A 14,176-nucleotide genomic window follows, 5' to 3' on the forward strand; every position below is an offset into this window, starting at 1 on the left:
GACGGTTGCCCGCCACCGGATGGCTCGCCGGTTCCCCGAAAAGCCCGTCTCGTGTGTGAAATCGCGCTGACACGCAGTCAAACGCATCGCGCATATAGGGGAAGCGGCCGCAAAGAGCAAGAGCCGCCCCTGCCCCGCACGCCCGCCGCGATGGATCAGGACGGGCTAGCCACCGCCGTGCCGCCACTGGCATCGCCATCGTCGCCCGCGGCATAGGCACGCGACAGATCACGATAGGGGCGCGAATTGAAGGCGATGACCGTCACCAGCACGCCGACCACGCCGGCTAGGGTGAACACCAGCGCCATGCCCCGGTCGGGACCGGTGCCGAACCAACTGCCGATCGATTGCGCCCCTGCCCCGTCGGTCATGAAGGGGATCACCACGAACTGGGTGAGCGGGCCGATGAGGAAGGCCGTTACCGGCGAGGCCGATTGCTCGACCGACTGGGCAAAGCCGAATACCCGGCCCTGCCGCTCCAACGGCACGACCTTTTGCAGCGTCGTGTGCTCCGCCGCCTCGGCATAGGGCCCCAGCAGCATCCAGACAAAACAGCCGGCGGCCAGCAGCCAGATCGAGGCCTGCAGCGTGAAGACGCAGCACACCGACCAGGTGATGAGATTGACCATGAGCAGCGTGCGCAGCGGATTCTTGCCCAGCCCGGTCCGGGCGATGATGATGCCGCTCAGGATGAAGGCGGTGGACAGCGCGCCGAACGTCAGGCCCCAGACCTCGACGCTGACCAGCGACAGGCCATAGGCATCGAGCAGGGCCATGAAGATGCCACCGAGGAAATTGTTGAAGCAGGCGAAGAAGATCAGGGCAAACAGGCCCGGCACGGCTGATATCACCCGGATGGTGCCGGCGATATCGACGCGCCGGGGGGCCTCGGGATGCTCGGCGCTCGGCGCCACCCGCCCCTCGTCAATGCGCACCAGGCCCAGATGGAGCAGCACCAGAACGGTGACGACCAGGGCCAGGCTGATCACGCCCAGCATGCCGGTATAGGCCACCAGAAAGCCCGAGATAACCGAGGTGGTGAGAAAGCCGATGCCCGATACCATGCCCACCAGGCCATTGGCCTTGTCGCGCTCCTCTTCGGCAATCAGGATCGTCACCAGCGTCGTCAGGGCGATAGAGCGGATATTGCCGGCGATCACCCCCAGCATCACCAGCAGGACAAAGGCCCAGAGATAGGGGCCATAGGGATCGGCAAAGGCCCCCTCCGGCTCCAGCAGCAGCAGCACGAGGCTTGCCGCATAGAACAGCGCCGAAACCAGGCTTGACGCCAGCATGGCTGTCTTTTTGGCATTGTGATCCACGATCGAGCCGAACCAGAAACCGAAGGCCGCCGTGAACACTAGGTAAACGCCGGCGATCATGCCTGTCGCGAACACCGACTGGGTCTCGAGGTACGTCCAGAAGGTGATGGCGAACCAGACGGTGAAATTGGTGACATTGGCCACAAGATTATTGGCCAGGATTTGGTGAAACGGCTTCATCGTCTTCGCCCTTTATCCGTCAACCGCGCGCCACGCGGACACGCAAGCTGAGTGTAGCTATGGTCCGGCGGACTGACGAGACGTGTCAGCAGCCGGCAGCAGGACGACGAACCAGGCAAGGGGTTTTCGACCGCCATTGTGGACCCCTGCACGGCATGAGCCTGGTCCGCCCGGGTCCGGCGCAGGCCAAAGCGCCGCCCGCCAGCGGTTTCCGGGTAGAGCAGCGGTGGCGAGGCGCTGGCCTCGGGATTGTGGTGGAAAGAGAAGAGGCTCGCGCCCCGCCACCGCGCCGGATTTTTCACACACGCATCGAGCAGCCGCCCTTTCGGGTTGGACAGTCCATCCGAGGCGGGTCAGCGCCCTCTTCCTCGGATCGTGTCCGGCTGGTGGTCAGCATCCATGCGGGGGCCTGGCGACCCATGCCCCGACCGGCCATCCCCACGCTGGATCACTCGTCATGACCGGGCTCCGTGGTGGGCGACGGGGGGAGTGTGGCATGGGATTTAGGGGGTGGGGATAAGGGGGGTAAGGCGGGAGGATGCAGGGTTCCGGCGGAAATGCGGTGGGAAGCGAACTGGCGGATTCAGTGCAGAGTTGAGCAGAAGCGGACTGAACTCCACTATCTGCACAATCAGATCGCCATGAAAAAGCCTGGCAGAGAATCGCGGTCCTGCTCGATTGCTTCAATGCGCATTCACCCCAACTGCTTTGGATCCCGGAAGGCTAGATTTCGTTAGCGCGTTGGATAAATGCCACCAATGCCTCCACCCGATCTCTCAGATCCAGCACGTCTAGGTTGGCTTGGCTGCGGCAGACTTCACGAGCGACGCCGACTTTGTCGATATTGGTTTCGTTGCGACGCCCGCTGCGGCTAATCTCTAGTCGTCGAAAATGCAGCGCATGATCATACCTGCCACCGCCTAACGGAGCTTCATAAGTCCCGGGGTGTGTTGCTGCGACGCCGGCCTGAAGTAAGTCGTGCGGGATGTAGTTTTCGATCTCCCGACCAGCTGTGATCCAACATATGCCTGTCTCACCAAACTCATCCTTCAACCGTTGCTTCGTCGCATTGACGTCTTCATCGTCCGATGCCTTGTCACTGTCGATAATCATCGCGAGGTTCTGGTTTAGCGAACGAAGGGCAATAAACTCTGCCAGTTCCTCGGAGTCAGCCGACAAGTGGCTGAGCAGACGTCCACCATAGAACATAATCGAGTAATGGATGCCTTCGATGAGGTCGGGATCAAGCGCTCGTATCCAGTGCTTCAGATAGATTCGGTCAGAAGGCCCCTCTACCCAAACGACCGCGTTGGACTGCACGATGTCGGATGCCCGGTATCCGAGATCCATACAGATATCGAATCTGTCTTTCCGAAGCACAGTCTCTCGAATTCGAGTTTGAACACCGTCGTTAGTGACGTGGAAGATCGCTGCGTCGGGGGTATCAATGAAAGCCGCAGAGTGGGTAGCGATAAAGTATTGGTTGCTTGTGAACTCTTGGAGATATCGGATGAGCTTTCGCTGTAGAAGCGGGTGTAGATGTATCTCAGGCTCTTCTATGCAAATTGCTTCGTTCTCGGTAATCGTGCAGAAGGCGGCGATCATAATCACCTCATGGATACCCATACCTAAAGAAGACAGAGGCAGGACCTTATTGTCCATGTGCACAAGCAAATGATCGCGATGATGCGGCACTTCAATTATCGCGTCGGCACGGTCAGTCACGCGTTGTAGGAAGACATTAATCTTGTCGAATATTTTCCGCTCCGAGCGTTTGTCATGATCAGGGCTTTGAACCTCTGCCAATCTGTCAATCAAACCGATGCCGCTGAAATCATTGAAGCCCGCTCCCTTTGGGCCAATCTGCCGCAACGATGGAATCAGCCGAACTTTTGGAGGCGTGATGCTCTGCACGCTAACGAGCCTATCTAGCGAGTTAGGTATCCAATAATCTCGTAGAGAGCCACCAGAGGCACGCGATAGCTGACGCCACAGACCATACCATTGGTCCCTGTCCAAGAGGCGTTCATACTTTAGGACGTCATTTTCAAGGAGGGCGGCCCGCGCGTTGTCTCTAACTACCCATACCATCCCATCAACTTGTGCCTGATTTGCAATCGCAACTAGACTGTCACGCCAAGCGTTCCGACTTATCTCCGGAATTATCGAGAGACCGTTCTCCACAAATTCGGCGACTGGAACACCTAACGCAAAAGACAATTCGCCTGTCTTCTCACCTCTATATTGCTCAAGAGCCTCTAGTCGCCGCGCCCCCCCGCTGCCCCACGCGTTTGGGAGTATGTCAGCTATGAAATTCAATACAGTCGACTTGCCAGCATTGTTTGCACCGATAAAGAAATTGAAACTCTTGAAAGGCCCAACTCTCTGTAGTTCTGGCCCAATCCCACGATAGAATTTCAGAGCCAAACCTTGCAGCAATACCGGCATAGTCGTTTCCTCGACAAAATTGGCTCAAAGTAGCGACTGCCACCGTTCTTGCCACTGTCCTTTCAAATTGCCCACAAACAAAAAACTGCCCGCCAACAAAATTCACCAGTTTTGGTCAATGGCGACATTGGTTCGAGTGCGCAGCCGGCACAAAACGACAATCAGAAAGAACAAAAACACCGTCTTGCGGCGTCTGCGAGCAGGACCTGTTGTCCTTCCGGCGGAACAGTGAAAAGCAGACCGCAGTAAACCGGCGCAGTCAAAAGGACTAGTGTGGGCGCTCACCTAGCTGCCCCTTCAGAAAAGACCAGACCTGTGTCCTTCCCCACGAGCCCACCGCTCAATGAATTCCAGTACCTCCTTCTGGAACCCGTGAAGCCTCAACTAACGATCGAAACGGCGTCGAAAGCCGCCAGCAACTCCCGCCCCCTACCCCTCAATGAAACCTTACATCCGTCACGCCATCGAGCGCCTTGATGCCGCCCGCGACTTCTGAGGTCAGGCGGTAGGTGCCCGGGAGCTCGATTTCGTATTCGCGGGCGCCGCCGTCGCGGATGACGACGAAATTGACGCTCCCCTCGCCGCCGCGCTTGAGCTGGGCGCTGATGGGGGCCAGGGCCTTGGCGTCGGCGGCAAAGACGGTGAGGCGGCGTTCGATACGATCCTCGATGCCATCGATGGGTTGCGCGGAGAGCAGGCGCAGGCTGACGCCTTCGGCGCGCTCGTCGGCCCCCACCTGCAGGATCACTGACTTGCCCGGCTGCAAAATCGCGCCGAATTCGTTGATCTGCTCGGAAAAGGCAATGACTTCAAAACTGCCCGACTGATCGGACAGCGTCAGGATCATCATCGGCGTGCCCTTGCGGGTGCGCCGATCCTGCCGGCCGCTGATGGTGCCGGCCAGACGCCCGGCGCTGGCGCCGTCCTTCACGGCCCGCTCGAAATCGCCCCAGCGCTGCACGCGCAGCCGCTCGAACATATCCGTATAGGCATCGAGCGGATGGGCCGAGAGGTGAAAGCCGATGGCGCTGAGCTCGCGATCGGCGCGCTCGGTGGTCGACCAGGCCGGCACGCCCGCCGGCATGCGAATGGCCTCGGGCTCGCCGACGTCGAACATGTTCCACTGCCCCTCGCTGCGCTCGGCGGTGAGCGAATGGGCCATGCCCATCACCGCCTCGATGGCGGCAAAGGCATCTTCGCGGCGCGGCACGATGGTGTCGAAGGCGCCGGCATTGGCCAGCGTCTCCAGCGTGCGCTTGGAGAGAATGCGCGGATCAACGCGGCGGGCGAAATCGCTGAGATCCTTGAACGGGGTATCGCCACGGGCCTCCACGATATGCTCGGCCACCTGGCGGCCGACGCCTTTGACGGCGCACAGGCCATAAAGGATCTTCTTGTCCTTGACCGAGAACACCACGGCCGAGCGGTTGACGCAGGGCGGCACCAGCTCGATCTTGTTGCGCTTGGCCTCGCTGCGGAACTCGGCGAGCTTGTCGGTATTGCCCATGTCCAGCGTCATCGACGCGGCCAGGAACTCATGGGGGTAATGCGCCTTGAGATAGGCCGTCTGATAGCTGACCAGCGCATAGGTGGCCGCATGGCTCTTGTTGAAGCCATAGTTGGCGAACTTGGCGAGCAGATCGAAAATCGTGTCGGCCAGGCTTTGCTTGAGGCCATGCTTGATGGCGCCCTCGCGGAAGCGCTCGCGCTGCGCATCCATCTCGGCCTTGATCTTCTTGCCCATGGCGCGGCGCAGCATATCGGCTTCGCCCAGCGAATAGCCCGAGAGGAGCTGGGCGATCTGCATCACCTGCTCCTGATAGACGATGATGCCATAGGTCTCGTCGAGCACCTTGGAGAGGTCCGGATGGGGATATTCCACCTCTTCGCGGCCGTGCTTGCGGTCACAGAACAGCGGGATATTGTCCATCGGACCGGGGCGATAGAGCGCCACGATGGCGATGATGTCCTCGAAACGGTCCGGCTTCATGTCGAGCAGCGCCCGGCGCATGCCGGCGCCTTCCACCTGGAACACGCCAAAGGTGTCGCCCCGGGCATAGAGCTCGTAGGTCGGCTTGTCGTTGATCGGGATATCCTCGATGCGGAAGCTGCCGCCATCGAGATTGACCATGTTGACGGCATATTGCACCGTCGTCAGCGTCTTGAGGCCCAGGAAGTCGAACTTAACCAGGCCCGCCGCCTCGCTCCACTTCATATTGTACTGGCACACCGGCATGTCCGAGCGCGGATCGCGGTAGAGCGGCGCCAGATCCTGCAGCGGCCGGTCGCCAATGATGATGCCGGCGGCATGGGTCGAGGCGTGGCGGAACAGGCCCTCGAGATTTTTGGCAATGGCGACGAGATCGGCGACCGTCTCGTCCTCATCGGCCATCTGCTTGAAGGCCGGCACCTCGTTCATGGTGCGCTCGATGGACCAGGGATCGGCCGGATTGGCCGGCACGAGCTTGCAGATGCGATCGACCTGGCCATAGGGCATCTGCAGCACGCGGCCGACGTCGCGCAGCACGGCGCGGGCCTGCAGCGTTCCGAAGGTGATGATCTGGCTGACCTGCTCGGTGCCATATTTGCGCTGCACATAGCGGATCACCTCTTCGCGGCGATCCTGGCAGAAGTCGATGTCAAAGTCCGGCATCGACACGCGTTCCGGATTGAGGAAGCGCTCGAACAGCAGGTTATAGGCCAGCGGGTCCAGATCGGTGATGGTGGTGGCATAGGCCACCAGCGAGCCGGCACCCGAGCCGCGGCCCGGCCCCACCGGAATGCCCTGCGCCTTTGACCAGCGGATAAAGTCAGCCACGATCAGGAAATAGCCGGGGAACTTCATGGACTGGATGATGCCCAGCTCGAACTCCAGCCGCTCCCAATATTCTTCGGCCGTCTTGCCCGGCGCCGGGCCCGGATTGGCCAGGCGATTGCGCAGCCCCTCCTCGGCCATGGCGCGCAGCGCATCGGCCTCGGCGGCCACGGCATCGGCGTCGCTGAGATCCGGCGCAGCGGCGAATTTGGGCAGGATGGGCTTGCGCGTGCGCGGGCGATAGGAAATGCGGCGCGCGATCTCGACCGAGGAGTCCAGCGCCTCGGGCAGATCGGAGAACAGCGACGCCATTTCGGCGCGGGTCTTGAAATAATACTGATCGTTGAGCTTGCGCCGCTCGGTCTGGGCCAAAACGGTGCCGCCGGCAATGGCCAGCAGCGCATCATGCGCCTCGAATTCCTTGACCGATTTGAAGAAGGGCTCGTTGGTAGCGACCAGCGGAATGCCCTTGCGATAGGCATAATCGACCAGGCGCGGCTCGACAGCCGCCTCCTGCACCCGGCCATGCCGCTGCAGCTCGATATAGAAGCGATCCCCGAACAGTTCCGCCAGCCGGTCGAGCCGCTTGATGGCATTGCCGTCCTGCCCCTGGGCAAAGGCCATGTCGATGGCCCCTTCCGGCCCACCGCTGAGACAGATCAGCCCTTCGAGGCGCTCCGGCGTCAGCCAGCCCAGCTGCGCCCGGGCGGTGCCGCCATCGCCCTCGATATAGGACTGCGAGACGAGGCGGGAGAGATTGGCAAAGCCGGCCTCGGTCTGGGCCAGCAGCACGACGCTGGACTTGCCCGACCAAGCGCTGTGGCCGCGTTCGCTGACCCGCTCCTCGGCGGCGGCGAAATCGATGGCGAGTTCCACCCCGGCCAGCGGCTGGATGCCCTTCTTGCTGGCCTTTTCGGAGAATTCCAGCGCCCCGAACAGATTGCCCGTATCGGCAATGCCCAGCGCCGGCTGTTCATCGGCGGCGGCGAGTTTGAGAATGGTCTCCAGCTGCAACGCGCCCTCGAGCAGCGAATAGGCAGAATGGACGTGGAGGTGGATAAAACCGGGGCCTGGCATGATGGAACCTTTATGACCGGCCCGGGACCAGGATCATACTGTCCGCGGGCCGCAATCCACAGCCACGGTCACACGAGTCGGGTCAGCACATCCATCCAGGCCAAAGACCCGACGGTGAAGGCGCCCAGCGTGACGAATGCGGCGAAGTCCTTGATGAAAGTGAGCATCTGCATCTCCCGTGTTGCTATAATGTTCTTATATGTTCCTTATTCGTTCCTGTCCAGAGCGGACAACGGGAACAGCGGGGATTGCCCCGCTTTGGTTAGCAAAGCGTTAGGAAAGATTGCCGGCGCGTTGACGGGCTGGACGCCGCGCCGGGGCAGACTCAGGGCCGCACGATGACCTTGATTTCGCCCGGTTGCGGCGCCGCGCCGACCACCGCCGCGACGTCGTCGAGCCCGACGACATGGGTCACCAACCGGTCAAGCTCCAGCACGCCGCTGGCCACCATGGCGGCGGCGCGGGCATGGGTGTGCGGATTGAGATAGGCCGCCTCAAGCCGGATCTCGTTGACCAGGAGATCAAAGGGGCGCACCGGCACCTCAACGCCGGCCGGCGTGACGCCGAACAGCACCAGCGCCCCGCCACGGGCCAGCATGCCCAGACCCTGCTGCAGCGTTTCGGGCACGCCGGCGCATTCGAGCACCACATCGACGCCCCGGCCATTGAGCCCGCGCACGGCGGCGACCACATCGCCCGCCGCCGGATCAATGGCGACGGTGGCGCCCAGTTCCAGCGCCAGCGCCCGGCGCGACGCCTGGCGGGTGACCAGCACGACCTCTGCCGCCCCGGCCAGCCGCGCCAATTGCACCATGAGCAGGCCAATCACCCCACCGCCGAGCACAGCCACCGTGCTACCCGGCACAATGCGCGCGACATCGAGGGCATGCAGGCAACAGGCCAGCGGTTCGCTGAAGGCGCCATGCACGGGATCAAGCCCATCGGGGAGCACAAAGGCCTGCTGCGCCGGCACGGCGACAAACTCGGCAAAGCCGCCATCGCGAAATACGCCAATGGCGAGGAGATTGTCACAGAGATTGACCCGCCCCGCGCGGCAGGCCGGACAGGTGCCGCAGGCGATATTGGGATCGACCGTCACCAGCTCGCCGCCGACAAAGCCGGTTACCCCAGCACCCACGGCTTCCACGCGGCCGCAGAACTCATGCCCCAGCGTCACCGGGCGCCCGGTGGGATATTCGCCCTTATACATGTGGCGATCCGAGCCGCAGATGCCGGCCGCGAGCACGCGCACCAGCACCTCGCCCGGCCCGGCCACGGGCATGGCCACCTCCCGCAGCGCCATGGCGCCAATGGCCTCCAGCCGCACAGCACGCATGTCATCTCCCCCCGGCCGGTTTCCGGCTCTGGCTTTGTTTCGGGCGCAAGCCTGCCCGAGATCGCTGGACCCGCACAAGCCCCTTGCGTCGGCCGAACCGGCTTGCAACTCTCGCGTCCCATCCACACCGGAGTCGACCTTGACCCCTACCCCACAGCTCAGCCTGGGCCTGCTGCTCACGGCCGCCGCCGGCTTTGCCGATGTGGTGAGCTTTATCGAGCTGGGCGGCCATTTCACCTCCTTTGTCAGCGGCAACACCACCCAGCTGGGCGATGCGCTGACGCTGGGCAATTGGGACGTCGCCCGGCTGACCGGCTCGCTGGTCTCGCTGTTTTTCCTCGGCAGCGTGCTGGGGTCGCTGGCCGCCATCAAGGCCGGCCCGCGCTGGGGCTCGGCCGCCGTCACCTCCCTGGTGCTGGCCAGCTTTGCCGTGACCATACTGCTGTCGGCCCTGGGCGTGCCGGCCGGCCAGTTCATGCTGATCCTGGCCGCCGGGGCCGGCGCGCAGAACGCCATCTTGCCCTCGACCGGCTCGGTGCGCCTGGGCACCACCTTTGTCACCGGCACGCTGTTTGCCGCCGGGCAGGACCTCGCCCGCGCACTGGCCAAACTGGCCCCGCCCTGGCGCTGGGCCCAGCATTTGCTGGTCTGGGCCTCGCTGCTCACCGGCGGCATGCTGGGCGGCCTGGGCTATTACCTGCTCGGCCTCAACGCGCTGCTGGTGCCGGCGCTGGTCTACCTGGGATTCTTCATGGCGTTCCTGGCGCGGCGACCGGGCAAGGTGATCGGGTAGCGCGGCCATGGACCGGTTGCAGCGTGCCGCTCAGACTGCCCTGCCGCAGCCGTTGACGGAACCGTCACACAGCTGCAATCGATCTGTCATTGGCTCTGCCTAGTGTTCACGCAGCCGTGTTACGGCCGTTCAACGACACCCAGGAAGCTCCTATGACCTCTTTCGCTCGCGCCCTTGTGGCTGGCGTATCCGTGATCGCTCTCACGGTTCCCGCCTTTGCCCAGTCGACCCTGCCGCAGGCTGATGACAGCTACTTCCTCGCCGCCCAGGCTGAACTTGCCGCCAAGGAAGCCATCAAGCCCAACACCGGCAAGGCCACGAACGTCATCATGTTCATCGTTGATGGCATGTCTGTTCCCACCATCACCGCTGCCCGCATCCTCGAAGGCCAGAACGCCGGCGTCGACGGCGAGAGCCATTCGCTCGCCTTCGAAAAGCTGCTGCCGCACACCGCCCTGGTCAAGACCTATACCCATGACAGCCAGGTCGCCGATTCTGCACCGACCGCCACCGCCATCACCTCGGGCATCAAGTCGCTGAACGGCACCATCGGTGTCGACCAGACCGCCGTGCTGGAAGATTGCGCGAGCCAGGCCGGCTCGACCACCAAGTCGATCTTCGAACAGGCTGAGGAAGCTGGCCTTGCCACCGGCGTGATCTCCACCGCCCGCATCACCCACGCCACCCCGGCTGCCGCCTATGCCCACACCGTGGCCCGCGACTGGGAAAACGACACCCAGCTGCCCGAAGATGCCGCTGGCAAGTGCGCCGACATTGCTTCGCAGCTGGTCGACTGGTCGTTCGGTGACGGCTTTGAAGTCGTCTTCGGCGGCGGCCGCGCCAACTTCATGCTCGACAGCCAGAAGGATCCCGAAGACGAGACCAAGATGGGCGCGCGCAAGAGCCGCGACCTGATCGCTGACTGGCAGGCCAAGCACAATGACGGCGCCTATGTGTGGAACCAGGAAGGCTTCGACGCCCTGGGCGCCGACACCACCCGCGTGCTGGGCCTCTTCAACGGCAGCCACATGCAGTATGAAGCCGACCGCGCCAAGGATGCCGGTGGCGAACCCTCGATCGCCGAGATGACCACCAAGGCCATCGAGATCCTGAGCAAGAACGACACCGGCTACGTGCTGATGGTCGAAGGTGGCCGTGTCGACCACGCCCACCACGCCGGCAACGCCGCCCGCGCCCTGACCGACACCATCGCCGTGTCCGAAGCCGTGCAGGCTGCCTATGACGCCGTGAACCCCGAAGACACGCTGATCCTGGTCACCGCCGACCACAGCCACGTCTTCAGCATTGCCGGCTACCCGGTGCGTGGCAACCCGATCCTGGGCATTGCCGGCACCGCTGACGACGGCAAGGCCTATACCACGCTCGGCTACATGAACGGCCCGGGCGCTGCGACCTATGACGAAGCCAATCCCCCGACCCGTCCGGAAGGCGCCGATGCCGATGCCCCGCTGACCATCCGCGCTGACCTCAAGGATGTCGACACCACCGATATCGACTTCCTGCAGCAGGCGCTGATCCCCATGGGTTCGGAAAGCCATGCCGGCGACGACGTCACCATCTTCGCCCAGGGCCCGCAGAGCTACCTGTTCGACGGTGTCATCGAGCAGAACATGATCTACCACGTCATGGCCAAGGCGCTTGAACTGAACGCCGCCAAGTAAGAGGCTGCCAGATCGGCAGCGCGACCATCGGGGCCGCCGGTTCACGCCGGCGGCCTTGCCCTTTCACGACATTGTGAGTGTCACACGCATGCCGTCCAGCCGCTCTATTCTGGAGGCCCAACAGCGGGAAGGATCACGCTCATGGACAGACGCAATTTTCTTGGCGCCCTCGCCACGGCGCCTCTCCTGGCCAGCATCACCCCGGCCTTTGCCAATACGCCCAGCCTGCGCTTCCGCGACATGTATGCGCGCGGCAAGGACCTCTCCGAGACCGCCATGGCCCTGCAGGGCCAGCGCATCGAAATGACCGGCTACATGGCCCCGCCGCTCAAGCCCGAGATCAATTTCTTCGTGCTGACCAAAATCCCCATGGCCACCTGCCCCTTCTGCAATGACGCGGCGGACTGGCCCGATGATATCGTCGTCTCCTATTTCGAGGGCGACATGGAATTCACCCGCTTTTCCAACCTGATCCGGGTGGAAGGCATTTTTGACACTGGCGTCAAGACCGACGCGGCAACCGGCTTTGTCAGCAAGGTGCGCCTGCTCGAGACCACCTATACCCGCCTCTGAAAGCACACCATGCCCGGACTGTCGCTGGCCGCCTCTGGCCTGCGCCTCGCCTTTGCCGGCGAAGGCATTATTGACCTGCCAGAGCTGACCCTGGCGCCGGGCACGCTGACCGCCCTGGCCGGTCCGTCCGGCTCGGGCAAATCCACCCTGCTCTATCTGCTGTCGGGCCTGCTGCGCCCCGATGCCGGCAGCGTCACCTGGGCCGGCCAGGATCTCGCCCGGCTGGGCGAGAGCCAGCGCGACCGCTGGCGCCGCCGGCACGCCGGCTTCATCTTCCAGAATTTTCACCTGATCGAGGAACTGAGCCCGCTCGACAATGTGCTGGTGCCGGTCTGGTTCGACCATGTCTCGGCCAAGGCGGCGCGGCCCCGCGCCATCGCCCTGCTTGACCAGCTCGAGGTGCCGCAGCGGCGCGCCCATGTCGCGCTGCTGTCGCGCGGCGAGCAGCAGCGCGTCGCCATTGCCCGGGCGCTGATCGGCGATCCCGCTGTCATCTTTGCCGATGAACCCACCGCCAGCCTCGACGCCACTTCGGGTCAAACCGTCATCGCCGTGTTACGCGATCTGGCGCTGGGCCAGGGCCGCACCGTGCTGGTGGCCACCCATGATGCCGCCCTGCGCGCCCAGGCCGGCACCACTGTGCTGCTCGAACATGGCCGCACCCGCCACAGCGAGGCGACCGCATGAACCCTTTTCCCATTGCCTGGGCCTCGCTGCGCCGCAACCGCTTCACCGCCATCCTGTTCATCGCCATTGTCGCGCTGACCGTCGCCCTGGGCATCGCCATTTCCGCCCAGGAACGCGCCCTGCGCCTGGGCAGCGCCCGCGCCGCCGACAAGTTCGACCTCATCGTCGCCGCGCCCGGCAGCCACAATGACGTGCTGTTCTCCACCGTCTATCTCGACCCCAGCGCCGTGCCGCTGCTCGATCCGGCCATTACCCGCCTGCTGCTCGAAGACGACCAGGCCGAGTTCGTCGCCCCGATCGGCTTTGGCGACGCCATTGGCGATGCGCCGGTCGTGGGCACCACCGCCGCCTTTGTCGAGCATCTGTCGGGCGGGCTGGCCGAGGGCCGCGTCTTTACCGCGCTGAACGAGGCCGTGGTCGGCGCCCTGTCGCCCCATGCCATCGGCGACCAGCTTGAAGTGTCGCACGGCCATGGCGGCGCCACAGGCACCGATGCCGATGCCGCCGCCGATGCCATCGCCGCCGGCGCAGCTGTTCCCGGCGGCGATGGCGACCACCCCACCATCACCATCACTGGCCGCATGCAGCCCACGGGCACGCCCTGGGACCGCGCCGTGGTGGTGCCGATCGAATACAACTGGTCGGCCCATGGCCTGGGCACCGGCCACCGGCCCGGCGACAGCCACATCGGCCCGCCCTTTGACCCCGACAGCCTGCCCGGCCTGCCCGCCGTAGTGGTCAAGCCGGTGGACGTGGCCGCCGCCTATGGCCTGCGCGGCGCCTATCGCACGCCGCAGTCGACGGCGTTTTTCCCCGCCGAAGTGCTGGTCGAACTCTATGCGCTGCTGGGCGACGCCACCGCCATCATGAGTGCGCTGACCCTGGCCGCCCAGGCCCTGGTGGTCGCGGCGATCCTGGCCGGGATCGTCGCCATTCTCGATCTGCAGCGCCAGCAATTTGCCGTGCTGCGGGCGCTGGGGGCGTCGCGCGGCTTCGTCTTTGCCACCGTCTGGGTCTATGTCGCCGCGCTCATCGTCACCGGGGCCATCGCGGGCCTGCTGCTCGGCTGGGGCTTTGCCGCCATTGTCTCCGAACTGCTGGCCAACCAGACCGGGGTCGCCATGCGGGCCGAGATCGGCAGCAGCGAATTCCGCCTGGTCGGCGCCCTGGTGGCGCTGGGCCTGCTGCTGGCCAGCCTGCCCGCTGTGCTGATCTATCGCCGGCCGGTCGTCGACGGCCTGCGATAGGACAAGGGGAGCCGCT

At 63.8% G+C, this 14,176-nt stretch carries 9 protein-coding genes; 5 read left to right on the plus strand and 4 right to left on the minus strand.

Going from position 1 to position 14,176, the window contains the following annotated elements; translation table 11 throughout:
* Window positions 1-155 precede the first annotated feature (155 nt).
* The 4 genes from E8M79_RS12045 to E8M79_RS12060 all read right to left on the minus strand — a co-directional run bounded on the left by E8M79_RS12045 (window position 156) and on the right by E8M79_RS12060 (window position 9,178).
* A complete protein-coding gene (locus E8M79_RS12045) occupies window positions 156-1,502 on the minus strand; it encodes an MFS transporter (RefSeq protein WP_137152135.1) in 1,347 nt (448 codons plus the stop codon).
* Between the two features lie 723 nt (window positions 1,503-2,225).
* Entirely contained in the window at window positions 2,226-3,950 is a 1,725-nt protein-coding gene (locus E8M79_RS12050) for an ATP-binding protein (RefSeq protein WP_137152136.1), read from the minus strand.
* A gap of 436 nt (window positions 3,951-4,386) precedes the next feature.
* A complete protein-coding gene (gene dnaE, locus E8M79_RS12055) occupies window positions 4,387-7,842 on the minus strand; it encodes a DNA polymerase III subunit alpha (protein WP_137152137.1) in 3,456 nt (1,151 codons plus the stop codon).
* Between the two features lie 325 nt (window positions 7,843-8,167).
* On the minus strand, window positions 8,168-9,178 hold the full coding sequence (locus tag E8M79_RS12060) for a zinc-dependent alcohol dehydrogenase family protein (protein WP_137152138.1): 1,011 nt from the start codon (window positions 9,176-9,178) through the stop codon (window positions 8,168-8,170).
* A 139-nt stretch (window positions 9,179-9,317) separates the two neighbouring features.
* Here E8M79_RS12060 and E8M79_RS12065 point away from each other — a divergent pair, with 139 nt between their 5' ends.
* From E8M79_RS12065 to E8M79_RS12085, 5 genes are all read left to right on the plus strand, one after another.
* Window positions 9,318-9,971 carry a DUF1275 family protein gene (locus E8M79_RS12065; protein ID WP_171015840.1) on the plus strand — a complete coding sequence of 218 codons (654 nt, stop codon included), beginning with the start codon at window positions 9,318-9,320 and terminating at the stop codon, window positions 9,969-9,971.
* Window positions 9,972-10,123: 152 nt separating this feature from the next.
* Entirely contained in the window at window positions 10,124-11,653 is a 1,530-nt protein-coding gene (locus E8M79_RS12070; RefSeq protein ID WP_137152140.1) for an alkaline phosphatase, read from the plus strand.
* Window positions 11,654-11,794: 141 nt separating this feature from the next.
* A complete protein-coding gene (locus E8M79_RS12075) occupies window positions 11,795-12,226 on the plus strand; it encodes a hypothetical protein (protein ID WP_137152141.1) in 432 nt (143 codons plus the stop codon).
* Window positions 12,227-12,235: 9 nt separating this feature from the next.
* Window positions 12,236-12,913 (plus strand): ATP-binding cassette domain-containing protein, encoded by a 678-nt coding sequence (locus tag E8M79_RS12080; protein ID WP_137152142.1) that lies wholly within the window; start codon window positions 12,236-12,238, stop codon window positions 12,911-12,913.
* Window positions 12,910-14,160, plus strand: a complete 1,251-nt coding sequence (locus E8M79_RS12085; RefSeq protein WP_137152143.1) for an ABC transporter permease — start codon at window positions 12,910-12,912, stop codon at window positions 14,158-14,160. The genes E8M79_RS12080 and E8M79_RS12085 overlap by 4 nt, the downstream gene beginning before the upstream one ends.
* Window positions 14,161-14,176 lie beyond the last annotated feature (16 nt).

This window comes from Devosia sp. FKR38, assembly GCF_005222805.1.
GTDB lineage: Bacteria > Pseudomonadota > Alphaproteobacteria > Rhizobiales > Devosiaceae > Devosia.